Here is a 24,965-nt window from a genome sequence, read left to right on the forward strand (position 1 = left end):
AAATATAGCAATAGCCTATACATTGTTTACAATACTACATATATTGATATTAGTATTTTAGCCAAGACTAACATAATTAGGCTAGGCTAACAATAAAGGAGATAAAAGAAAAATGCATTATTTAAGTCATATAGATGTTGGTAAGGTTGTTAAAGTTAATGCTTTACTGGCGAAGGATTTATTGAAAGAAAGGTTCTTAGCTTTAGGACTGACAAAAGGTGCTAAAGTAGAGGTCATTAGAAAAGGACCCAAAAATAATTTAACTGTTTTTGGAATTAGAGGAGCAATGATTGCTTTACGTAGGGAAGAATCTAATTTAATTATGGTAGAGAAGGAGGATTAGAGTGGGGTTAACAAAAGATTCGATTAAAAAAAATGCTCTTGTTGATTTGTTTAATATAGATTTAGCAGATAATGAACATTTAATCGCTTTAGCAGGTAATCCAAATACCGGTAAAAGTACGGTGTTTAACCAATTAACAGGTTTAAATCAGCATACAGGTAATTGGCCTGGAAAAACAGTGACGAATGCAAGAGGGAAATTTAAGCACAATAATCAAACCTATAGTTTAGTTGATGTGCCTGGTGCTTATTCGCTTTTTGCATCAAGCGAAGAGGAAATAGTAGCCAGAGATTTTATTTGTTTTGGAAATGCTGAGACAGTTATCGTTGTAACTGATGCAACTTGTTTAGAAAGGAATTTTAATTTAGTTTATCAGGTAATGGAGCTAACTGATAAGGTAATACTTGTCATTAACTTAATGGATGAAGCAAAGAAAAAAAATATCACAGTTAATCAATTAGGGATTGAACTCGATTTAGGAATTCCTGTTGTTTTAACTTCTGCTAGAAAAGGAGTTGGATTAGATAAATTAAAAGATACCCTTGATCAAGTGATTAATAATCAGTATAATTTTCATAATAAAGAAATTAAATATAATGAAGCATTAGAAGAGAAAATATCATGGGTACAATCTAGACTTGAAGGTAAAATTAATCATATTAAACTTCGTTTTTTGGCACTTCGCATCATCGATGGTGATGATCGTTTCTTTGCTTCAATGAATCGATTTTTATCAGATGATGAATTAAGTTTGATAAAAGAGATTAGAGATGAAATTAAACAAGAGATTAATCAAGAAGAAATTAGAGAATATATCAATGAAATTAATTACAAAGAAGCAGAAAAATTAAAAAATAAATATGTTAAAGAAAGTTCAAATAAGTTTCGAAGAGATCGAAAAATTGATGATATATTAACTTCAAGAAGATTTGGTATACCAATTATGTTATTACTATTAATTGGGGTTTTCTATATAACTGTTACAGGAGCCAATTATCCTTCTATGATGATAGGTAAAGCATTATTTAGTTTTGAATCGGTATTAACTCGTTGTTTAATTATATGAATGCTCCGAATTGGTTACATGGTGTATTGGTATTAGGACTATATCGAACTCTGGCTTGGGTTGTTGCGGTTATGTTACCTCCAATGGCAATCTTTTTTCCAATTTTTACTTTATTAGAAGACTTAGGGTACTTACCAAGAATTGCATTTAATTTAGATCATCTGTTTAAAAAAGCATGTGCGCATGGGAAACAATGTTTATCAATGTGCATGGGATTTGGATGTAATGCAGCAGGGGTAATTGGAACTCGAATTATTGAATCTAAACGGGAAAAAATGATTGCAATCTTAACAAATAATTTTGTGCCATGTAATGGACGATTTCCAACCTTAATTGCTATCGCAACGGTATTTTTTGCTTATGTTTCCTATGGAAATTATAATCGGGTAATACCAGCATTAGTAGTTACAGGACTTGTTGTAATTGGAATCATGGTTACACTGATGATATCTTACTTATTATCAAAAACAATTTTAAAGGGATTACCTTCCACTTTTACCCTTGAATTACCACCATATAGAAAACCACAACTTGGGAGAGTTGTCTATACCTCTATTATTGATCGAACCATATTTGTTTTAGGAAGAGCATTAGTAGTGGCTGCGCCTGCAGGAGTTATCACATGGATTTTGGGGAACACGTTTATTGGTGATATAAGTGTTATTCAATATATAGCTAACTTCTTAGATCCTTTTGCGAGTTTATTAGGGCTAGATGGTATCATCTTAATGGCATTTATTTTAGGATTACCTGCAAATGAAATCGTAATTCCTATATTAATAATGGCTTATATGTCTAGGGGAAGTATGGTTGAGTTTGAAAGTTTAGATTCCTTAAGACAACTCTTAATTAGTAATGGATGGACTTATCTTACTGCGATTAATTTACTATTGTTTAGTCTACTGCATTGGCCATGTACTACAACCTTATTAACAATTAAAAAAGAAACGGGTAGTTGGAAGTGGACATTTGCTGGATTTATCATTCCAACAGTTGTCGCAATTATTGTTTGTATGATGACAACTGGAATATATCATTTAATTATATAAATGTTTAAATTATACATAAAAAAACCTATAAGGTAATTAGTGGTTACTTTATAGGTTTTTTTGAACTGACTATATTTGTCTATATATATGATATGTTTAATTTATTAATTATATAATGAAACTTGTTAAGTAATTACATAATAACAATAATAATAATTGTGAGAAATTAAATAAAAAAACAAACGATGTACTAAATAAAAATCCTGTTGTAAATCTTTTTATGTTATTACTGTTGTATTTTGTTAGATGTTGTAAAGTGCCATCTATTATTAAGGGTAATCCCATTAATAAATAATAGATATAGTTATCAATAAAGTAGAAAATGAATGGACAAAAATAGATTCCCACTAATATTCCAGTACATCTAGCACAAATAATAAAATATTTATCTTTTATTCTAAAACTTCTCGTGACCTTTTGATGACAATTAAAAAAGATTGCTAAATAGTTCTTTTTTATGATAAAACTGAATATTAACAAAACACTCATTATGATAATAAGCGTAAAAACACCTATAAATAGATAGGTGTTTTTAATATAATTTATTCCATGTAAATAGAATATAACAACATTAATAAGCATGGGTAATATAAAAATCAATAGGTAAAGAAAAACTTTTTCTAATTTTGAAAGTTTTATATAAGATAAACACTTACATTCATTATTAATTTTTCTTCCACATGATGTGCAATACATAAAATCACCTAGTGTCATTTAACTATTTTATAAAGTTGATATAATTTAAGTTACATTTGAAATAATAAGCCACCTGAAATTAATATAAATACAAATATAATATAAATAATCATAATGAAAACTCCCAAAATAGCACTAATTAAAGCACCAATACCAGCAGCTTTTGCTGTTTTTGGTTTTTGATCCATCCATAATAAATAGATAACAAGACCAGCAACTGGAACCAAGAAACCTAATAGACCCCATAAAAAACCTCCATTATCTTTTCCAGTTCTTATCTGTTTTGTTGAAACACCACAATTTAAACAAACTGCTTGAATTCTATCAACTTCTTTACCACAATTTGAACAATAAGGCATTATATTTCACTCCCCTAAATTAATATAATATATTTTTTATTGAAAAAAAGACTCGTGTATAAACGAATCTTAAATTCTTAGATATTAAGCTGCTCCTGCAGCTGCAGCTAATAAGATAACATAGAAGAAAACCCCTAGAATAACACTTACTAAGGCACCAATACCAGCAGCTTTAGCTGTACGAGGTTTTGTTTCGTTCCAAACTAAGAATAAAACTAGACCAACAACTGGGATACAAAATCCTAATAACCCCCATCCAAATCCTCCATTATCAACTACATAAGTATCGGACGAATTAATAGATGCACCACAGTTTAAACAAACTGCTTGATTATCATTTACTTCTTTACCACAATTATTGCAAAATGCCATACCCACATCCCTTTCTAAATATTAATTAATTTTATAATAACAAAGAAGGAAATATTTGTCAATTTAATATCTAGTAAATTCCATCTATTTCGACAAAAAAATACAATTTCAATGTTAGTAAGTAATCAAAGTCAGTTTCATAAAAGTGATACAAACGGTTATCTATCAAATAGACATTAATTAATAATATGCATATCTACTAGATGAAAACTAATTTATATTTCTTATATATTAATTTTTTTAAGTGAAGACAATTATTTCGACAGATTTTTATATAATTATTCCGTACAATAAAGATAAGGAGTGACTGATAATGCTTAAAGAAATATGTAATATTATTAATTTAACTGACGATGAAAATCAAAGAATTATATCACCTAAAAAAATATATAATGAAAATTACTTATTAAGTTTAATAATGTATTGGTTTTCAAATAATAACCAATTAATCGTTAATTCTGATTCAGATCGTAAAATATGTAAAGCATTTCAATATATTGATGATGCAAAATATTATACCAATGCAACGATAGAAACTCCTTTTAAAGTTAGAGTTAAAGGTGAAAAAGATCCACTAGCTGAAAATAGTTCAACTGTTAGTGGTGTAGTGGGTCATTTTAAAGTTATCTATGGAAAGAAAAAAGAAAGACTTGTTTTATTACCCGATGCATCACAGTTTATTGTTTTAGAAGCAACGATGATAAAACCACTTAAAAAGGAAACCAAAAATTTCAAAAAATATCATCAGATTGCTCGAGATATTGGTTGTATGATTCAAACATTAAGTCATCTCGAAAATAAATTTCTCGAACATTTAGGTTTATATGTCATTGCTCCTGAAAAAACCTTAAAAATAGATTCGTTTAAAACATATACCTATAAACAAAATATTGAATCGTTAATAGAGGAAAGAGTATCTCCTTATGGTGAAGATGAAATTAAAATAAAATTTTTAGAAGTATTTAAAAAATTGTTTCAACGTATTGATATGGATTGCATTTCATTTGAAGACATTATTCGTTTTATAAAAAAGAACGATGGTGAATTTGGTGAAAAACTAGTAGATTTTTATAATCATTGTTTAAAATATCATGGGTTAAAGTAGCATTCTAAAGGGATGTTACTTTTTGTTTTAATTCTTAAATAATTATTTTTGTAATTTTCCTCGACAAAGCATTATTTAAAGAGTAAGATAAAAATGAATTAATAAAATAAAGGAAGGTTTTAAATGAGTTTTTTTGAAATTGGCATGTTAATTTGTTTTGGTTTTGCTTGGCCGGTATCTATTTATAAAAGTATTACAAGTAAAAGTGTTTCAGGTAAGAGTGTTTTCTTTTTATATGTAATATTGTTAGGTTATTTTTTTGGAATTGTTCATAAGATTTATTATGATTTTAATTCGGTAATTTATCTATACATCATAAATGCTTTAATGGTGTTTATTGATATCATATTATATTATCGTAATTTACATTTAATTAAAAAGAAAGAATTGAACTGATATAGTTCGATTTTTTTATTTATTAAATAAATATATAAAAAACTTTTAAATAATTGATTTTTTGCAGAAAATAATATGAACTAATATTATTTGTAATTCCAAAGCTATGATATTTTTTAGGAGTCAATTAACATGCAAAATAATAAACTAAAACTATATGGATTTAATAATTTAACCAAAACCTTGAGTTTTAATATTTATGATATTTGTTATACCAGGTCTGAAGAAGAAAGAATTAAATATATTGAATATATAGATGAACAGTATAATTCTGAACGTTTAACTAAAATATTAACCGATGTAACAAATATCATTGGTGCTCATGTGCTAAATGTAGCAAAACAGGATTATCATCCACAAGGTGCGAGTGTGACATTATTAATTTCAGAAGAGAAATTACCACTTTGCTTACTAGACGCTTCATGTAATGGAGGTATTTTAACAAGGACTCCAGAACATGTTGTTGCTCATTTAGATAAAAGCCATGTAACGGTTCATACTTATCCTGAAAGTCATCCTGATGGTAACATATCAACTTTTAGAGTTGATATTGATGTTAGCACATGTGGAACCATATCACCATTAAAAGCATTGGATTATTTGATTAACAGTTTTGACTCTGATATTATGACAATTGATTATAGAGTTAGAGGATTTACACGTAGTCTTGATGGAACAAAACATTTTATTGATCACAATATTATTTCTATTCAAGATTATATTCATCAAAATATATTAAGAAATTATACAACCATTGATGTTAATTTACATCATTCAAATATTTTCCATTCTAAAATGATGATTAATAATTTTAAATTAGATAATTATCTATTTGATATAAGTGAAAAAGACCTTTCTAATTCTGAGAAGACAGAAATTATTGGGAAATTAAATAGTGAGATGATTGAAATTTTTTACGGAATGAATTTGCCATTAATAAAATAATTGGAGGTAACTGATGGAACTTTGGTTTACAGAAGAACAAACAGATAATATTAGATTTTCAGTTAAGGTTAAAAATCATTTTTATACTGAAAAAAGTGATTTTCAACAAATTGATTTTTTTGAATCATTTGAATTAGGTAAATTTTTTACATTAGATGGCATTATCATGTTAACAGAAAAAGATGAATTCATTTACCACGAGATGATTACCCATATCCCACTAAGAACAAATCCATCAATTGAAAAAGTATTGGTTATAGGTGGTGGTGATGGTGGAACCGTTCGCGAATTAACCCGCTATCCACATATTAAACAAATTGATTTAGTTGAAATAGATGAGATGGTTGTAAGAACATGTAAAGAATTTTTACCTATTACTTCCTCAAAATTAGAAGATGAACGAGTTCATGTCTATTTTGAGGATGGATTGAAATTCGTTCAAACAAAAAGAAATGAATATGATTTAATTATTGTTGATTCAACTGATCCGATTGGTCCTGGTGAAGGGTTATTTTCCATGCTTTTTTATGAGAATTGTTTTAAAGCACTAAATGGAAATGGTATTTTAGTGAATCAACATGAAAGTCCTTATTATGATAAACAAGCGCATGAAATGAAACGTGTACATAGTAAAATTAAGAAGATTTTTCCAATCAGTAAAGTGTACCAAGCCCATATACCAACCTATGAGTCAGGGCATTGGTTATTTGGATTTGCTTCTAAAAAATATGATCCAATACAGAACTTTAGTAAAGAACAATGGGAAAGCTTCGGATTAAAAACAAAATATTATAATTCTGATTTACATTTAGGAGCATTTGCACTACCTACTTATGTGAAAGACATGTTAGAAAAAAGTTAGACTACAGAAAATTCTGTAGTTTTTTTTATGGATTTATAATTTCTTCAATTTAAATGGATATAAATTTATAATAAGTTTATAAAAATTTTTCATTGTTTTTTATTTTATTTTTTGTTTTCTATTTAAAATAAAACATGATATAATTTATATAATATAATTATTGATCATTTATTAAAATCAATTATTGCTTTTATGCATTAAAATCATCACATTTTTATCACAATATATTATTATAATAATGTAAAATATAGGAAATATTAATATTATAATAATAAGAAATGAAATCAAAATGAATGATAACAATGATTATTTATTTTAATAAGGAGATGAAATTATGCGAGCTTTACGAAGACTTATATTGTTATTTATTGTAGTTGTGATTGGTCTACCTATAGCAGTCGGGGGCGCAGCTCTTATCAAGGATGCTACACCACCAACATATTTAAAAGATGTGGATTTAGAGACTTATAATGTTGAAGACAAAGTTTTGGCTGAACTCGATAAATTTATGGTACAGTTTATAACTGGTGATCAAAGCATTTCTATTGATGAAAAAATGGTTAATGAGATGATTTATGCTTCTTTAGATGGATTTAATAATGAAAAGACACAACTTCTACTATCCGAAGGAGAAATAGTTTATATAGAAGGATTATGGACAAAATTTGATAATAATCAATTAACGACATATGCCCTTATGAAATATCGTGGTGTGAGCACAACGTTGACTTTATCAATTGGTATTGATAGTGCAGATGAAGATGTAAAACTATCTTTAAAGACATTTAAAGTTGGACAATTACCGCTTCCTAATTCGATATTCTCTTATGCATTAAACAATTTCGCAACTGAAATTGAAGAAGAATACACCTATGGTGAGGTTGATTTTGATGCATTATCTATCACAATTTTAAAAACTTATATTCAAGATGAAATTGATGCAAGTATGGATAGTGATATGATACTATTTGATAGTTTATCATTAGAAAATGGGAAGTTTGTTGTTAATTGTGAATTAAATGTAGAAAGTAATCCAGAAGCTGCTGTTTTACAAGAAACAATAGATGAATTCAAAGCAATTATTCAAGATGATTCATTAGTAAATAATGTTGATGGTGTATTAGATATGAATAATCCTGAAGAAAAAGCCTTTTCAGATGACTTAACAGAATTTACTGATATGTTAAAAGATAAAATAGATGATCCAACTGGAATTTCAGAACAAGATCAAGAGTTATTTAATTCATTACAACAAAACTTCCAAAATTTAACACCGGAAAAACAACAACAAGTTGCTCAAGCAATAGAAGGTAGCATAGATGAAGATGTTAAAAACGACTTAACTCAAACACTACAAGATCTAGATGTTGATGGATTTGATGAAATATCTGATTTATTATTAGGTGGTTCAACACCTCAAGAATAATCACAGATTAACTTAACAACCAACACAAACCAGTGTTGGTTGTTTTTTCTTTTTATGGGAAATAGATAATCATGACCTAAATATAAAATTGAATTGTCACAAAATGATTGGTGAAATGACTTATATCGAATACACTTGACAAAGATAGAGTTCGAAGGTAAAGTATCTAATATATTACATTAAAACTAGTTTATGTATACAGAAAGTACTATGAAAGGAGAGAAGTTATTTATCTATATAACTTCAAAATTACATAATGAAATACTTAGATAACCTATTAATCAAGGAGAATAAAAATAGTAGTCTTAAAATAGATATGGAAATAATTGATAAGACGATTGATTTGAGTAAAGATGTTGATAGTAGAATTGTTGTAAGAGGAATTGTTTTAATTGAAAACAAAATTTTAGTCGTCTACCCAAAGAATTCAAAAGTTTATGGAACACCAGGTGGTGGAGTAGATGAGGGAGAATCTTTTGAACAAGCTTTAAGACGTGAATTGAATGAAGAAGTAGGAGCAACAAATGTTGTTGTTAAAGAGTATATTGGGAATGTGAATGTTTATAGAAAAGGAAAATATAGTTCAGTTTTCAATCCAATTCATCATTATTACCTTGTTGATATATTAGAGTTTGGAGATAAAAATCTAGTTGATTATGAATTAGAATTAGAACTTGAATGTGACTTTTTAGATATAGACTATGTAATCAATGAAAATATGAAGAGTATTATAAAAGCAGAAGAACAGTGCCTAGATTTTTATCGTAATCAAATTGTTATCTTAAAAATTATAAAAGAACTATATATGCGTTAAATTGATATTGTAGACAGTTTACGAATTATGTTATTGACTAGGGATTAAATTATTGAGAATATCCAAGAGATATTGATTTAAATGATTTGAAATCAAAAATGTATATTGTATTAAAGTTAAAAGATCAAGTGAAAACTTGATTCTTTTTTATATTTATGGATGATTTATTACATATAAAACTATCTTTTTTGAGTAAATTCATTAAACTAAATATATCAAAATGAATATTGGAGATAAAAAACATATTAGAAATATGTAAAATATACGTCATATTCAAAAGGATTGTTTTTTTATGTATTTATGATATGCTCAAATTGTAGATGATAATTATCATTTATTTACTATGTTTTATGCTTATGGTATAATTTAGTAGACGATAAGGGGGTGAGTGCGTGTTTGATTATTTTAAGGATTTAACTAGTATACAATCAGCCTATTTTTACATCGCATTATTTAGTACTACATTATTTGTTTTTCAATCAATATTCACTTTTATTGATTTAGGAGATCATTTTGATTTTGATAGTGATTTCGATGGCGAAATTGATACTGATTGGACAGAAGGGATTAGCTTTCCATTTCATTTATTTACTATTCGTGGAATAATTGGCTTTTTTATGCTTTTTGGTTGGTCAGGTTTTATGTTTAGTAAAAATGGTATGAAATTTATTTGGGTGTTTATCATATCCTTTGTATGTGGATTTGCTATGATGTTTATCATAAGTTTAATCTATTATTATAGTAAAAAATTAGGTGAGAGTGGAAATGTATTTTTAACAAATGCGATAGGAAAAACTGGTGAAGTATATATTCCGATACCTAAGCAAAACACAGGAACTGGGAAAATTAGTATTATTCTAAATGATTCTTTAAAAGAGTTAGATGCAGTTACTTATAATGAAAGCCTAAAAAGTGGAGATGTAGTAAAAGTAGTTGATGTATTAAATGATAAGTTAGTTGTTGAAAAAAATAAATAATAAAGTGAAAAGGAGAAAAAAATTATGATTTTAAGTGTAAGTAGTACAATTGTTTCAATAGTAATAATTGCTGCGATTATTGCGATTAGTTTTTTCACATTTTTGATGAGTCGTTATCGCAGATGTCCTTCTGATAAGATCTTGGTAATCTATGGTCGCGTAGGAAAGGGTTCTGGAGGAGATAAAAGAAGTGCTCGTTGTATTCATGGTGGTGCTGATTTTGTGTGGCCAGTTATTCAAGATCATCAATATCTAGATTTAACACCAATGTCAATTGAAGTTAATCTTACAAATGCATTAAGTAAACAAAATATTCGTGTTGACGTTCCAAGTCGATTTACCGTAGCAATTTCAAATGAAGTTGGTACTATGCAAAATGCAGCTGAACGTTTATTAGGGTTAAATCATAATGATATTAAAGAACTTGCGAAAGATATTCTTTTTGGACAATTACGTCTTGTTATCGCAACTATGGATATTGAAGAAATAAATTCTGACCGTGATAAATTTTTAAGTTATGTTTCTAAAAATGTTGAACAAGAATTAAAGAAAATTGGTCTTAAATTAATTAACGTTAACGTAACAGATATTAAAGATGAATCTGGTTATATCGAAGCTCTAGGTAAAGAAGCAGCTGCAAAAGCAATTAACGATGCACGTAAATCAGTTGCTGAAAAGAACCGTGATGGATCTATCGGTGAAGCAAACGCTACTCAAGAACAACGTGTTAAAGTTGCTCAAGCTAACGCAACAGCTGTTGAAGGTGAAAATGAATCAAAAATATTAATTGCTAATTCAGAAGCAAATCGTCGTGAAAAAGCCGCTATAGCGGAAAGAGTTGCGATTGCTGCTGAAAAAGTTCAATCAGCAAAAGCGTTACAAGAATCTTATGCTGCTGAAGAAGAAGCAGAAAAAACACGTGCTAGTCGTGAACGTGCTACTCAAGAAGCAGATGCCATTGTAAAAGCTGAAATTGAAAAACAAAAAGTTGAAATTGCTGCAGAAGCTGAAGCAGAAAAAATTAGACGTCAAGCAAAAGGGGAAGCAGATGCTATTTTATTTAAAATGCAAGCGCAAGCTGATGGTGTTAATGCTATCTTAACGAAACAAGCGCATGGTTTTGCTGAATTAGTTAATGCTGCAGGTGGAAATCCACAACAAGCTATTTCAATGATGATTACTGATAAATTACCTGAACTTGTTAAAACACAAGTTGAAGCAATTAAAGGTATTAAAATCGATAAAGTTACTGTTTGGGATAATTTAGGAAAAGAAGGCGATGGAACAACATCAACTGCTAAATTCCTATCAGGTATGTTAAAATCACTTCCACCATTTGAAGATGTATTTAAAATGGCAGGTATGGATTTACCTAAATTCTTTAAAGGTGACAATAAAATAATAGATGTTGAAGAAGAAAATACGACTGAAGAAACAGAGTAAAATTAGACACCAGTGTGAAAACACTGGTGTTTTTTATAGATATGTTGCTTTTTTTAAAATAGTACATTAAAATAAAGTTATCTACAAAATGATATATTAATATTTGAATATACTATAATTAGTGTTAAAAGATTGGGATGATAAGATGTTACTACAGTTATCAGTTGAAAACTTTAAATCAATTCAAAAACAAATTGTATTTTCGATGTTAGCAACAGAAGATAAGTTACATGAAACCTTTATACGAAAAATAAAAGAGTATACAGTGTTGCCAAGTGCTATTATTATGGGGACTAATGGGGCAGGTAAATCAAATCTTTTTATGGCAATTAAGTATTTACAATCATTATTGACTATTGATGAGGATGGTATTCCTGTTTTTCCTCATCTATTAAGTGATGAAAAAGAGCCAACACAAATCGATGTTCATTTTTTGCTTGATGGAAAAAGGGTAGTGTATGGTATTGATGTTTGTAGTAATCAAGTTGTGAGTGAATTTTTATCTATTATTGAAAACAATCAAGTAGAGGTTATTTTTGAAAGAGATTATGAAAATTATAAATTCAATCCATCCTATGAAATAATCTTTAATGAGATTTCTCAAAAACAGGGTTCAAATCAAAAATTATTACTACCTATATTAAATCAATATTCTGACAATTTTTTGATTAAACAAATTTTTTGTTTTCTAACAAAGAATATTGTCATTGAATTAGTTAATACGACAGATGATAATAGATTTTTAAATAAAGCAATAGACCATTTTAAAGAATTAGAAAAGCAAAAACTTTTTAATCAATTATTGAAAAAAATTGATATAGGAATTAATAGTTTCGAGATTAAAGATGGTGAAATATTCCTTCAATATGAAAATATGGAAATTAACTTGTTAAATGAATCTACAGGGACAAAAAAACTGTTTTCTTTATTAGTTTTTTTAAGTGATGCTTTAATAGAAGGAAAAGTCATTATTTTTGATGAATTTGAGAAACATTTACATCAAGCGTTGGTTCAATACTTTATCCATTTATTTAATGACTCAAAAATAAATACTAAAAATGCACAATTAATTTTGTCAACGCATCATACTTCTTTACTTAACTTATCACAATTTCGACGTGATCAAGTTTGGTTTATTGAAAAAGATTTAAAAACGACGACTACTGAATGTTATTCGCTATATAACATAGAAGATGTTAAAAGTAATGAAAATATTGAACAAGGTTATATTCAAGGGAAGTATGGGGCTACTTATCATTTTAAGCATGGTGGGGTAAAAAAAGATGGAGAGTAGAATTACACGCAGATCGAATTTATTTAATAGGGAAAAAAAGATAAAAAGAAAAAAATTCAATATATTAATAAAGATGAACAAGAAATGATTGAAATATTCCGTGAAAATATAAAACAAATAAGAAATCGATTTGAAATTGTTGATTTATTAAATTCACAACAAAGAAAAGAAGAAGCATGTGATATTTTAAGATTTCAAATTGTCTATGCGATGAGTGCTTTAGATTTTTTTATGCATGAAATTTACAGTTATGCTTTATTAAAAATATTTCGCAATGAAAGTCCTAAAACTGATCGTTATAATGAGTATAAGATTCCCTTAAAACTCTTAGAACAAGCATTATATGATGCAGAAAATATAGATCATTATTTAAAAGAGACTTTTATTGATTTAAATCGAAACTATACTTTTATGTCACCTGGTAGAATAAGAGAATTACTTAATATTATTTCATCAGAAGATGAGTTTGCGATGGTAGAAAAATCTTTAAAGGCTAAGAATATTATCAGTAAACACAAACGATTAGATCGTATCCTAGATGAAATTTATGATAGAAGAAATAAAATAGCTCACCAAACAGATATTAATCATGGGAAAGATGATAAAAACGCGATTACTAAAGATGAGGTTGAGTTTTATATTAATATTATTTCTCATCTTGTAGAATCATTGTATCAAGTTATTTGCTTAAATAAATAAAAATCCCATTCATATGGGATTTTTATACTTTATTTATTAAGTTTTTTCATTAAATCATTATAGATTTTTTGTTTATATTTCTCTACTTGACGATCTATTTTGTTATCTATTTTTTCTTTTTCTTCCTCAGTTTTTCCATGGTAGATTTCATCAATAAGTTCTTTAATCTGATTTATATATTCTGTTAATTTTTGATTAGCTTCTTTTACTTTTTGATCTTTATATTTTGTTAAATCTTCAATTAATTGATTATTTTTATCATCAATATAATCGCCTGCGTCAAAATCATTTAAATCATCGTCAATAATATTTTCATCTTCAGGAGAAATAGTATCTACAATTTCTGAAATTCCATTTTGAATTAATGTGATGATATTACTATCTAAAACAGTAGAGGCATACGTTTGAACGCCTGCACCAATAACTAAAAATAAAAATAAAAGCGAAAACAATAATTTTTTCATTATATCCCTCCTTCAGTGACATTATATCTATTTGATAATAACTTTTCAATGAACAATTTTTGGAATTAATCTCATGAAAACGTTACTAATAATAATCTCATTTTTATGTATTAGGAATATACATGTAATGACGATTTTTTTAGAAGAGAAGTTAATAATGGAAATAAATGAACGTGAAAAACTTCCTTTAATTGGAGAAAAGTTTCCTAGTTTAGAAGTTAAAACAACCCAGGATTTTAAAAAAATCCCTGAAGATTATCAAGGGAAATGGTTTGTTTTATTTTCTCATCCTGGTGATTTCACACCTGTTTGTACGACTGAGTTCGTTGAGTTTGCGATTAACAACGAAAAATTTAAGAATCTTAATACAGAATTAATTGGTCTTTCAGTTGATTAAGTTTATGCCCATATGAAATGGATTGAATGGATTAATGAAAAGTTAAAAGTCCAAATTCCATTTCCTGTGATTGATGATTCTTTAGGTCTTGTCGCTAAAAAACTGGGTATGATTAGTCCCTATAAAGGAACGAATACAGTACGAGCAGTATTTATAGTTGATGATAAAGGTATTATACGTACCATTTTGTATTACCCACAAGAAGTAGGAAGAAATATTAATGAAATACTACGTACTGTAAAGGCATTACAAACTTCAGATCAATATAAAGTAGCAACACCAGCTAATTGGCCATTTAATTCTTTAATTGGTGATAAAGTCATTTTACCACCACCAAGTTCAATCCAAGAAGCACGTGAAAGACTACAAAATGCTCAGCAGGAAGGCTATACTTGTTATGATTGGTGGTTTTGTTTTAAGAGTATAAAATAATCTTTTGTTAACAAAGAGGCTCTAACTTCATCTAAATGTCTAGAAGAAGTTTAAAGCCTCTTTTTATATATTAACCTTTAATTATAAAAAACTTCGTGTTTGAATTTCGACATGATTTGACACAACTATCAAAAAAAATATATATAATTATATTATTACGATTGGAGGGAAATGTTATAAGAAAGAATTTAAATACTTTTATTATAAGTCATATGAAGTTTGTTAATTTAATTTTATCTATTTTTTTATTGATCACATTTGTGATAATGATTATGGTTGTAAAGTTTCCAATTGAAGATGGAATGAGTATGAGTATTGCTGATTCATTTTATCATTGGATTAGATATGATATATATAATAATAATTTAGAACAATGGTTATTATTTACTATTTATAGTATAGGATTACTAATAAATATGCTTTCACCATTTATATTAATAATAAGGGTTTTATTAAATAGAAGAATAACAAGGTTACTTCTAATATTACCATTATTTGGTGTTTTGCCTTTACTAATCCATTTTATATACGCAGTAGTAAATATATTTGTTCCATACTTAATTTTATATCCAACATTACTAATTCTCATTATTGTACAATTAATTGTAAATTTAAATTTTAACAAATATACGGGGGAGGATAAGAATGAATAAAATATGTAAATTATTTTTATTAATGATAACATTCTGTCTTCTTAGTTTTTCTTTAATTTCTGTTAATGCAAAAAATAAAAATTATTTTGAAGATGTTATTTATTTTGATAATTTTACAGAAAGTAATATTGAAGAATATGATTTATATCATCTTCTAAGTTACGATGAAGCAAATGTCTTTGTTAAATGGTTAGAAGATAGTTATAAATTAAAATTAGACAAGGATTATGATTTGATAAGCAATAATTTAAGTAAATTTGTTTTATTAGCCATGCAAAAAGGAATTGTAAAAAACTATTATGCAGAATACACAGTTTTGTGGTGGGGTTCAGAACACGAAGGCATAACTTCTCAAGGAATTAATATATTACAAAATGATGGAAAAACCAATGCATATAATTTCTTTTCTCAATATATATCAGTTTTAGAAGAATATTCTAAAAAACCAGATTTAGATGAGTCCATAGGTGGTACGCATTATTATGTATATGAAGGTACACCATCTACTTATGGTGAGTATTATAAAAATAATAATGGAAATTATTCAAGAAGCGCAAGAACACGATTTGAAGATCATTACAGTAGTGCGATGAATTGTTATAAAAATGGAAAACATACTCTTGCAATGCAATATTTAGGTAGAGCGTTACATTATATAGAAGATATAGGTACGACTCCTCATTCATATGGGATTGGTTATAATTATGATCCTATCTTGGTTTGGTTAAATCCACATAAAAAGTATGAATCTTGGGTAAATGATAATTATAATTCTTATTCAGAATTTAAGGCACATTCTTCATCTAAATATGATTATGTTCTTGATTCTAGTTTTCAAAATATAGCTAATGATTTAGCGCGAATTTCTAGTAGTTATAAAAATAATGTTGATAATTGTGGGGTCTATGAATGTTATATATCTGGTTATTATGATGCTGCACTAAATACCCTTCCTTTAACACAAGAAATAGTTGCTGGGATATTAAATAGATTTTATGAGGAAGTTACTAATAATAGTTCAATAAATTATATAAAAGATGGTACAACATATTTTATTAAAAATTATAAATCTACTTATTATTTAGATGTAGAAAATTCAGGCACAAGTGATGGTACTAATATTCAACAAAATAGCTATCAAGGTGGTCTAAATCAGCAATTTACAGTTGTAATGAATAGTGATGGTACATTTAGTTTTAGACCAAAAAATGCGCCTACTAAAGCTTTAACAATTAATAATGGTAACTTAGAACTAATTACATATGATTCTACTGATATTAATCAGAAATTTAAATTTACATACATAAAGTATGGATACTATCGTATAATGACAGGCAGTTCAGGTTTTGCTAGGGTATTAGGAGTTGGAAGTCCATATACTGATGTAGGAAATGATATTGAAGAATATATTTATAATCCTGATAATTTAGACCAACAATGGTATTTTGAAGAACATGCTGGTCATATATACAGGATAATATTACGTAATCTTTACTACCATAATACATTATGTGATATCTGTGGAGAATATTTTGCAGAATCACATGAATGGCATTATAATGGTTCTTACTATATTTGTCTAAAGTGTGGTATGGTTAGTGATGGACCAGTACCAGTAACTCAAAGTATTGTCTTAAATGAAAAATTATTTTATTAAATTTATGTATATATAGATAAAGGAGGAAATATTTTGAAACAAATTAGGATGATTAATTTATATATGGGATTATTACTGTTGATGTTATTATCTTATATGATATTTTTTGTAAAATATCCCATTGAAGACTCAAGGGAAGTTACTATGGCTAAGAATATTTATGATTCATATAAGCATAGTTTTAGTCTGTCTAGTGTTGATATAAATAATATAATAGGTTTTATTCTATTTTTAACGTTGATTTTAATGCCATTTCTTTTGCTAATTATGGCATTATTTAAAAAAATTTTTATGCTACTTCTGTCAATATTTACTTTATTAAGTTTATTAATTGTATTTATTATTTTAATTAATATAGGAAATCTCGGGAATATAGGATATATAGGAGATCCGTTTATTCCATATATCATATTATGTTCTTTGATATTTATTGTAATTATTGTTCAATTCATATTGAATTTTAAATACTATTTAGTTAATAAGAGAAATTTAAAAGAAATAATATAAAAAGGAAAGTGATATATAAGAATTTTAATTTATTTCATACCAAAAATTAAAGATATATTCCTAAATTTTATTTTTACGGGTTTTATTAATACACAACTGAGTTCGTTGAGTTTGCGATTAACAATGAAAAATTTAAGAATCTTAATACAGAGTTAATTGGTCTTTCAGTTGATCAAGTTTATTCTCATATGAAATGGATTGAATGGATTAATGAAAAGTTAAAAATTCAAATTCCATTTCCTGTCATTGATGATTCTTTAGGTCTTGTCGCTAAAAAACTTGGTATGATTAGTCCCTATAAAGGAACGAATACAGAACGAGCAGTATTTATAGTTGATGATAAAGGTATTATACGTGCCATTTTGTATTACCCACAAGATGTAGGAAGAAATATTAATGAAATACTACGTACTGTAAAGGCATTACAAACTTCAGATCAATATAAAGTAGCAACACCAGCTAATTGGCCATTTAATTCTTTAATTGGTGATAAAGTCATTTTACCACCACCAAGTTCGATCCAAGAAGCACTGAAAGATTACAAAATGCTCAGCAGGAAGGCTATACTTGTTATGATTGGTGGTTCTGTTTTAAAAGTATAAAATAATTTTTTGTTAACAAAGAGGCTCTAACTTCATCTAAATGTCTAGAAGAAGTTTAAAGCCTCTTTTTATATATTAACCTTTAATTATAAAAAACTTCGTGTTTGAATTTCGACATGATTTGACACAACTATCAAAAAAAATATATATAATTATATTATTACGATTGGAGGGAAATGTTAAGAGAAAGAATATCAATACTTTTATTATGAATCATATGCAGCTTATTAACTTTATTTTTTCAATTCTTTATTTAACTCTTTTTTTAATATTGTTAATTATTGTAAAGCATTCTATTGAAGATGGAATGAAAGCAAGTCTTGCTGATGGTTATTATCGTGGGATTAAATATAGTATATATAAATATCATTCTTTTCAAGTATGGGGATTTTTCATATTAGAAAGTTTAGGATTATTAGGAAATGTATTGTTGATATTATATTTAATTATAATTTCTTTATTTAATAAGAGAATTATAAAATTATTATCAATATTGTCACTTTTTAGTATTATTTTTCTAGCATTACCATTTATATATGGAATATTATATATATTTATACCATATTTAATATTATGTCCAATACCCTCTGTGTTAGAATAGTTGTCATGGAGCTCTAAAAATAGTATAGTAGACATAGTAAGTTATTTCAAGACAACTAGTTGTCTTGAAATAAAATTTAAAAACTTAGTAAGGAGAACAACTTTATGGCAAGATACTCAAAGGATTATAAGTTATCATTAATACAAAGAATGATGCCACCACATAATGAATCAGTCAAAGAATTATCAAGAGAATCAGGAATACCAGAAATAACACTTTTTACTTGGAAAAAGAAAGCGAAAGAAAATGGAATCCCTGTTAACGAACAACCTTTAAAATCAGAAGAATGGAGTACACAAGATAAGTTTCATATTGTCTTAGAAACTGCAACATTAAGTGAAGTAGAATTATCTAAGTATTGTAGAAATAAAGGACTATATGTTAATCAAGTTAAAGAATGGCGAGATGCATGTATGCAGGCTAATGGTGGTGTAGCTAAACAAGCAACAGAACTACAAAAGCAGTTAAGAGAAAAAAATCAAGAACTTAAGAAATTAAATAAAGAACTACAAAGAAAAGAATCAGCACTTGCAGAAGCAGCAGCCCTTCTTGTACTTAGAAAAAAGGCAAGTGCGATTTGGGGGAAGACGAGGAAGATTAATCAGTGCCACAGATCGCAAAAAAGCAATATCACTGATAAGAGAAGCTGTAGATAATGGAGCAAGACAAGAAAAAGCATGTGAAGAAATAGGAATTAGTTTACGAACACTTCAACGATGGAGAAGTGATTCATCACCAAATGAAGATCAAAGACCTATTAGTAAAAAAAAAGCACCCAAAAATAGATTAACTAAAAAAGAACGAGAAGAAATTTTAAAAGTCGTAAATCAGCCTGAATATAAAAACTTATCTCCTAATGAAATTGTGTCGCTCCTAGCTGATAAAGGAATATATTTAGCATCTGAATCAACAATATATAGAATCTTAAGAGAAGAAAAACAACTAAAACATAGAGGAAATACTAAAAAACCCCAAAATAGACCTATATCAACACATTATGCCACAGGTCCTAATCAAGTTTGGATGTGGGATATTACTTATCTAAAAGGACCAATAAAAGGGATGTATTATTACTTATATTTGATCCTAGATTTATTTAGTAGAAAAGTAGTAGGATGGGAAATATGGTCTGAACAATCTGCTCAACACGCTAGTGAATTAGTTAAAAGAGCAGTATTAGCAGAAAATATACTTTTACATAAAAAACCTTTAGTGCTTCATTCTGACAATGGAAGTCCGATGAAAGGAGCCACTCTTTTAGAGACCCTTTATCAACTAGGTATTACTCCATCAAATAGTAGACCTAGAGTAAGTAATGATAATCCTTATGCGGAGTCTATATTTAAAACATTCAAATATTGTCCAGGTTACCCAGATAAGGGCTTTGAGACTATTAAACAAGCAAGAACTTGGACATTACAGTTTATAAACTGGTATAACTATGAACATCTTCATAGTGGGATAAAATATTTAACTCCACACCAAAGGCATTCCGGTTTATCTAATAAAATATTAAAAAAGCGAATTAAAGTCTATGAACAAGCACAACTTAAACACCCAGAAAGATGGTCGAGAAACATAAGAAATTGGAGTGTGGAAAACATAGTTTGGTTAAACCCAGAAAAATCATCAATTTTGGAAAAAGAAGAAACAAAATCTTCTTAAAAAAATTAAAAATATGCGACAACTACCTTGACATTAAGCGAATATTATTTATTATTATTATTGTGCTATTATTTGTTAATTTAAAATATATAAAATACAAGGAGAAATATTTTGAAACAAATTAGGATAATTAATTTACATATGGGATTATTACTGTTGATGTTATTATCTTATATGATATTTTTTGTAAAATATCCCATTGAAGATTCAATGGAAGTTACCATGGCTAAAAATATCTATGATTCATATAAGAATAGTTTTAGTCTGTCTAGTATTGATATAAATAATATGATAGGTTTAATATTATTTTTAATATTGATTTCAATGCCATTTCTATTGCTAATTATGGCATTATTTAATAAAAATTTTATGCTACTTCTGTCAATATTTACTTTGTTAAGTTTATTAATGGTATTTATTATTTTAATTAATATAGGAAATATCGGGAATATAGGATATATAGGAGATCAGTTTAATCCACATATCATTTTATGTTCTTTGATATTCATTGTCATTATTGTTCAATTCATATTGAATTTAAAATACTATTTAATTAATAAGAGAAATTTAAAAGAAAATATATAAAAAGGAAATTGTATAAACCTTAATTATTATTAATCCGCGTTTGAATTCGACATGATTTGACACAACTTTCAAATATAATTAAATTATTACGATGGAAGGATATTTTATGAGAAATTTCAATACTTTTATTATAAATCATCTGAAGTTGTAAATTTTATTATATCAATTCTTATATTGACCACATTTTTAATAATGGATATAGTTGTAAAGTTTCCAATTGAAGATGGAATGAGAATTAGTATTGCTGATTCATTTTATCGTTGGATTAAATATGAAATATATAATAATAATTTAGGAAAATGGTTATTATTTATTATATATATTATAGGGTTATTATTAAATGTGCTTTCACCATTACTCTTACTAATAATAGTTTTATTTAATAAAAGAATAAGAATATTATTTTTAATACTACCAGTATTTGGTGTTTTACCTTTAATAATCTTTTTTGTAGGAGCAGTATTAGATATATTTGTTCCATACTTAGTTTTATACCCAATATTACGTATTCTCATTTTTGTTCAATTAATCATAAATTTAAACTTTAGTAAATATAGGGCTGATAAGAATACACATGTATTGAAATAACGATCAAAAAAAGAAATAATTATATCATTACAATTGGAGGGATATGTCATGAAAAAATATTTTGATTCTATTATTATGAATCATATGAAGCTTTTTAACTTTATTATTTCAATTCTCTTACTGACATTATTTTATATATTGGTTTTTATTATAAAATATCCAATTGAAGATGGGATGAGAGCAGGTCTTATTGATTATTACTATGGTTGGATAAAGTATAATATATATGATAGTAATCTATCCAATGAAACTTTCTTCTTTATCTTATTATTTCTAGGATTATTAGGAAGTATCTTATTGTCTATATATTTAATGATAATTGCTTTATTAAATGAAAGAATAATTAAATTATTATCAATATTCTCATTTTTAAGTATCATATTGGTAACATTAGTATTTATACGTGGCATAATATTTGTATTAATACCATTTTTAATGATATGCCCATTATTATTTATTATCATTATTGTACAATTAATGGTCAATATAAACTACAATAAATACAAGAATAATTAATGACTAATAAATATTTTAAATTTAAAATAAAGAAAATCATATCAAAATTAATCCATTATTTATGAATTCTATATCGATATGATTTGCCAGTACTATTAATAAAAAAGGTATTACTTTGATTGGAGTGATATGAAATATGAGTCATATGAAATTAGTTAACTTTATTTTATCAGTTCTTTTATTGATTATATTTTTAATAATGGTTATTGTTGTGAAAATTCCTATTGAAGATGGAATGAGTGAAAGTATTGCTGATTCATATTATAATATGATTAGATATCATATATATAATTACAATTTGGAACAATGGTTATTATTTATTATTTGTAGTATAGGATTATTAATAAATATGATTTCACCATTATTCTTACTAATAATAGTTTTATTTAATAAAAGAATAAGATTATTATTTTTAATACTACCAGTATTTGGTGTTTTGCCTTTATTAATCCATTTTATATACGCAGTTGTAAATATATTTTTTCCATACCTAATTTTATTTCCAACTCTAGTAATCCTTATAATTGCACAATTAATTTTTAATATAAAATATAATAAAGGTACTACCATATAGATAATTTTATATGAAACTAATGTCTTTTAAAATAAAGTACTTATTGAAGCATGTGTAAGGTCTGTATTATCCCTTTAAGTTAACATAAGCATCATAAACATCTTTTGCGTATCGTTCTATCTTTGTGATTCTAAAATTATCTTTTCTAACACAAATAGCGACACTTTCTCCTTTAGCTTTTATGTCGTTATCTGTGTTTTTTATTACGTGTTCATAGACTGTTTTTATAGATGAAAATTCCTTAACACGTGTTTCTACAATAATTTTTTCTCCATATCGACAGGGATGTAAATACTCAACCTTTACTTCTCTAATTGGGAATATTAAATTTTTATCTTCTAATGATTGATAAGAAAATCCCAAATCAGAAAGGAACTTAGTTCTTCCTAGTTCAAACCATACTAAATAGTTCGCATGATAAACAACCCCCATTTGGTCTGTTTCGCTATAGCGAACTTCAATTTCTTTTTTTGATATCATTACTGTCACCTCTCTTCTACCTATCATTATATAAACAAATAATTGATTTGTAAAATTAAATTATGTTTTATGTTTTATAATAAGCAGAAAAAACTATTGAATTTATTATATAGTTCATATATAATTTAAGAAATAAATAATAATAGGGGGAAGTCATGTTTGTTAAAGTAACTAATGAAAATTTAAATGTGATGATGGACTATGTTAAAAAAGAACCAGCAATTAATCTCTTTATCATAGGGGATATCGAACAATTTGGTTTAGATGTAGATTTCCAAGAAGTCTATCTACAGTACCAGGATAATAATATAACTGGATGTGTATTACGTTATTATCAAAGTGTTGTCATTTATAGTGATATAGATGATTTCAATGTTGATGAAGTAATGAATTTAATCAATACTTTCCAATACGAACGGATAAGTGGGAAGAAAACAATTATTGACCGCATTACTCCATATTTGACAGGTAATTATGAGGTTGATGAATGTTGTTTTTGTCAATTAAATGAAACTTCTCAACTTGATAAACCAAATAAACCCATTCACTCTGCAACAATAGAGGATTTAGATAAAATCATTCCCTTATTAAAAATGGTTGGGTTTTATCACAAAAGTTATAAACAATCAAATTCAAATAAAATAAAAAAGCAAGTTGGTAGAGTTTATTATATTGAACAGGATGGGATTGTTATTTCAAGTGCAGCAACCTCGATTGAAACAAGTGTATCAGCAATGATTGGTGGTGTATGTACGCATCTAGAGGAACGTAAACAGGGATTAGCCTCACAAGTTGTTTCAAAATTAAGTTTTGATCTATTAAATGAAAATAAAACCCCTTGTTTATTTTATTCAAATCCCGAAGCGGGAAAAATATATCATCGCCTAGGATTTAAGGCGATAAGTAATTGGACGATGATATGTTTTGAAACTGATGATATTTAAATCTAATATGCTATGAATTACTATATTAAAAAATGGACTTTAGTTTAAGTCCATTTTATATTTATTCCCAATTTTTATAGCTTCCCATATCATATATATTTTTATATCCTAAAGATTTGAGTGTATTAGCAGCTATTCGACTTTTATTTCCAGTATTACAATAAACAATGATGTGGGTATTTTTATCAGGATAATATTTTTTAATAACAGCTTCAATTTGATTATAAGGGATGACAATGCTTGAATCAATTCCATTTTCTTGATGTTCTTCTGATGATCTAACATCTATAAACACAGAATTATTAGGGTTTTCATCTAATATTTGTCTGACTTTATCGCCATCAACTGTTTTAATTGTTTGATCATTAAGGGATAATATAATAATTCCAGCGATTAACACTACAAAAATTGAACCTATAATTATAAAAAATTTCTTATTCATATAATACCTCCT

At 27.0% G+C, this 24,965-nt stretch carries 28 protein-coding genes and 3 pseudogenes; 25 read left to right on the forward strand and 6 right to left on the reverse strand.

The window, feature by feature from the left end; all coding sequences use genetic code 11:
- Positions 1-112: 112 nt before the first annotated feature.
- Positions 113-343 (forward strand): ferrous iron transport protein A, encoded by a 231-nt coding sequence (locus KHQ81_02805; protein QVK18660.1) that lies wholly within the window; start codon positions 113-115, stop codon positions 341-343.
- 1 nt (position 344) lies between these two features.
- Positions 345-2,458: pseudogene (gene feoB / locus KHQ81_02810) on the forward strand (ferrous iron transport protein B).
- A 108-nt stretch (positions 2,459-2,566) separates the two neighbouring features.
- On the opposite strand, the gene KHQ81_02815 reads toward feoB, so the two are convergent.
- The 3 genes from KHQ81_02815 to KHQ81_02825 form a co-directional block, all read right to left on the reverse strand.
- The gene (locus tag KHQ81_02815; GenBank protein QVK18661.1) at positions 2,567-3,154 is read right to left on the reverse strand and encodes a DUF2085 domain-containing protein; all 588 of its coding nucleotides are present in this window, start codon (positions 3,152-3,154) and stop codon (positions 2,567-2,569) included.
- 50 nt (positions 3,155-3,204) lie between these two features.
- Positions 3,205-3,513 carry a zinc ribbon domain-containing protein gene (locus tag KHQ81_02820; protein QVK18662.1) on the reverse strand — a complete coding sequence of 103 codons (309 nt, stop codon included), beginning with the start codon at positions 3,511-3,513 and terminating at the stop codon, positions 3,205-3,207.
- 84 nt (positions 3,514-3,597) lie between these two features.
- Complete coding sequence (locus KHQ81_02825; GenBank protein ID QVK18663.1) at positions 3,598-3,885, reverse strand: zinc ribbon domain-containing protein; 288 nt, start codon at positions 3,883-3,885, stop codon at positions 3,598-3,600.
- 313 nt (positions 3,886-4,198) lie between these two features.
- Here KHQ81_02825 and KHQ81_02830 point away from each other — a divergent pair, with 313 nt between their 5' ends.
- From KHQ81_02830 to KHQ81_02875, 10 genes are all read left to right on the forward strand, one after another.
- Positions 4,199-4,990 carry a hypothetical protein gene (locus KHQ81_02830; protein ID QVK18664.1) on the forward strand — a complete coding sequence of 264 codons (792 nt, stop codon included), beginning with the start codon at positions 4,199-4,201 and terminating at the stop codon, positions 4,988-4,990.
- Positions 4,991-5,113: 123 nt separating this feature from the next.
- Positions 5,114-5,386 (forward strand): hypothetical protein, encoded by a 273-nt coding sequence (locus KHQ81_02835; protein ID QVK18665.1) that lies wholly within the window; start codon positions 5,114-5,116, stop codon positions 5,384-5,386.
- 132 nt (positions 5,387-5,518) lie between these two features.
- Positions 5,519-6,331 (forward strand): adenosylmethionine decarboxylase, encoded by an 813-nt coding sequence (speD, locus tag KHQ81_02840; GenBank protein ID QVK18666.1) that lies wholly within the window; start codon positions 5,519-5,521, stop codon positions 6,329-6,331.
- A gap of 13 nt (positions 6,332-6,344) precedes the next feature.
- On the forward strand, positions 6,345-7,193 hold the full coding sequence (speE, locus tag KHQ81_02845) for a polyamine aminopropyltransferase (GenBank protein QVK18667.1): 849 nt from the start codon (positions 6,345-6,347) through the stop codon (positions 7,191-7,193).
- Positions 7,194-7,527: 334 nt separating this feature from the next.
- Positions 7,528-8,619, forward strand: a complete 1,092-nt coding sequence (locus KHQ81_02850) for a hypothetical protein (protein QVK18668.1) — start codon at positions 7,528-7,530, stop codon at positions 8,617-8,619.
- A 316-nt stretch (positions 8,620-8,935) separates the two neighbouring features.
- Positions 8,936-9,433, forward strand: coding sequence for an NUDIX domain-containing protein (locus KHQ81_02855; GenBank protein QVK18669.1), 498 nt, complete (start codon positions 8,936-8,938; stop codon positions 9,431-9,433).
- Between the two features lie 392 nt (positions 9,434-9,825).
- A complete protein-coding gene (locus KHQ81_02860; GenBank protein ID QVK18670.1) occupies positions 9,826-10,410 on the forward strand; it encodes an NfeD family protein in 585 nt (194 codons plus the stop codon).
- Between the two features lie 24 nt (positions 10,411-10,434).
- The gene (locus KHQ81_02865) at positions 10,435-11,853 is read left to right on the forward strand and encodes a flotillin family protein (protein ID QVK18671.1); all 1,419 of its coding nucleotides are present in this window, start codon (positions 10,435-10,437) and stop codon (positions 11,851-11,853) included.
- A gap of 145 nt (positions 11,854-11,998) precedes the next feature.
- Positions 11,999-13,147, forward strand: coding sequence for an ATP-binding protein (locus KHQ81_02870; GenBank protein QVK18672.1), 1,149 nt, complete (start codon positions 11,999-12,001; stop codon positions 13,145-13,147).
- Between the two features lie 84 nt (positions 13,148-13,231).
- A complete protein-coding gene (locus KHQ81_02875) occupies positions 13,232-13,846 on the forward strand; it encodes a hypothetical protein (GenBank protein ID QVK18673.1) in 615 nt (204 codons plus the stop codon).
- Between the two features lie 29 nt (positions 13,847-13,875).
- Here the strand turns inward: KHQ81_02875 and KHQ81_02880 are convergent, their stop codons facing one another.
- On the reverse strand, positions 13,876-14,310 hold the full coding sequence (locus tag KHQ81_02880; GenBank protein ID QVK18674.1) for a hypothetical protein: 435 nt from the start codon (positions 14,308-14,310) through the stop codon (positions 13,876-13,878).
- A gap of 157 nt (positions 14,311-14,467) precedes the next feature.
- Here KHQ81_02880 and KHQ81_02885 point away from each other — a divergent pair.
- The 12 genes and pseudogenes from KHQ81_02885 to KHQ81_02940 all read left to right on the forward strand — a co-directional run bounded on the left by KHQ81_02885 (position 14,468) and on the right by KHQ81_02940 (position 23,087).
- A pseudogene (locus KHQ81_02885) lies at positions 14,468-15,139 on the forward strand (peroxiredoxin).
- A 272-nt stretch (positions 15,140-15,411) separates the two neighbouring features.
- A complete protein-coding gene (locus KHQ81_02890) occupies positions 15,412-15,792 on the forward strand; it encodes a hypothetical protein (protein QVK18675.1) in 381 nt (126 codons plus the stop codon).
- Complete coding sequence (locus KHQ81_02895; protein QVK18676.1) at positions 15,785-17,449, forward strand: RICIN domain-containing protein; 1,665 nt, start codon at positions 15,785-15,787, stop codon at positions 17,447-17,449. Before KHQ81_02890 ends, KHQ81_02895 begins: the two co-directional genes overlap by 8 nt.
- Before the next feature lie 33 nt (positions 17,450-17,482).
- Positions 17,483-17,956, forward strand: coding sequence for a hypothetical protein (locus KHQ81_02900; protein QVK18677.1), 474 nt, complete (start codon positions 17,483-17,485; stop codon positions 17,954-17,956).
- 116 nt (positions 17,957-18,072) lie between these two features.
- Positions 18,073-18,563: pseudogene (locus tag KHQ81_02905) on the forward strand (peroxiredoxin).
- Between the two features lie 302 nt (positions 18,564-18,865).
- Positions 18,866-19,159 (forward strand): hypothetical protein, encoded by a 294-nt coding sequence (locus KHQ81_02910; protein QVK18678.1) that lies wholly within the window; start codon positions 18,866-18,868, stop codon positions 19,157-19,159.
- 104 nt (positions 19,160-19,263) lie between these two features.
- Complete coding sequence (locus KHQ81_02915) at positions 19,264-19,815, forward strand: transposase (protein ID QVK18679.1); 552 nt, start codon at positions 19,264-19,266, stop codon at positions 19,813-19,815.
- Positions 19,709-20,824: an IS3 family transposase gene (locus KHQ81_02920; protein QVK18680.1), complete on the forward strand. Its 1,116-nt coding sequence runs from the start codon at positions 19,709-19,711 to the stop codon at positions 20,822-20,824. Before KHQ81_02915 ends, KHQ81_02920 begins: the two co-directional genes overlap by 107 nt.
- 111 nt (positions 20,825-20,935) lie before the next feature.
- Positions 20,936-21,409, forward strand: coding sequence for a hypothetical protein (locus tag KHQ81_02925; protein QVK18681.1), 474 nt, complete (start codon positions 20,936-20,938; stop codon positions 21,407-21,409).
- A gap of 192 nt (positions 21,410-21,601) precedes the next feature.
- Positions 21,602-21,997 (forward strand): hypothetical protein, encoded by a 396-nt coding sequence (locus KHQ81_02930; protein ID QVK18682.1) that lies wholly within the window; start codon positions 21,602-21,604, stop codon positions 21,995-21,997.
- 48 nt (positions 21,998-22,045) lie between these two features.
- Complete coding sequence (locus tag KHQ81_02935) at positions 22,046-22,513, forward strand: hypothetical protein (protein ID QVK18683.1); 468 nt, start codon at positions 22,046-22,048, stop codon at positions 22,511-22,513.
- Positions 22,514-22,649: 136 nt separating this feature from the next.
- The gene (locus tag KHQ81_02940) at positions 22,650-23,087 is read left to right on the forward strand and encodes a hypothetical protein (GenBank protein QVK18684.1); all 438 of its coding nucleotides are present in this window, start codon (positions 22,650-22,652) and stop codon (positions 23,085-23,087) included.
- A 66-nt stretch (positions 23,088-23,153) separates the two neighbouring features.
- Here KHQ81_02940 and KHQ81_02945 read toward each other — a convergent pair whose 3' ends face one another.
- On the reverse strand, positions 23,154-23,567 hold the full coding sequence (locus KHQ81_02945) for an acyl-CoA thioesterase (protein QVK18685.1): 414 nt from the start codon (positions 23,565-23,567) through the stop codon (positions 23,154-23,156).
- Positions 23,568-23,722: 155 nt separating this feature from the next.
- Between KHQ81_02945 and KHQ81_02950 the strand changes: the two genes are divergently transcribed.
- Positions 23,723-24,511 carry a GNAT family N-acetyltransferase gene (locus KHQ81_02950; GenBank protein ID QVK18686.1) on the forward strand — a complete coding sequence of 263 codons (789 nt, stop codon included), beginning with the start codon at positions 23,723-23,725 and terminating at the stop codon, positions 24,509-24,511.
- A gap of 61 nt (positions 24,512-24,572) precedes the next feature.
- Here KHQ81_02950 and KHQ81_02955 read toward each other — a convergent pair whose 3' ends face one another.
- Positions 24,573-24,953, reverse strand: a complete 381-nt coding sequence (locus KHQ81_02955) for a rhodanese-like domain-containing protein (protein ID QVK18687.1) — start codon at positions 24,951-24,953, stop codon at positions 24,573-24,575.
- Positions 24,954-24,965: the final 12 nt, after the last annotated feature.

The organism is Mycoplasmatota bacterium, from assembly GCA_018394295.1.
In the GTDB taxonomy this organism is placed as follows: Bacteria; Bacillota_I; Bacilli_A; order Haloplasmatales; family Haloplasmataceae; genus JAENYC01.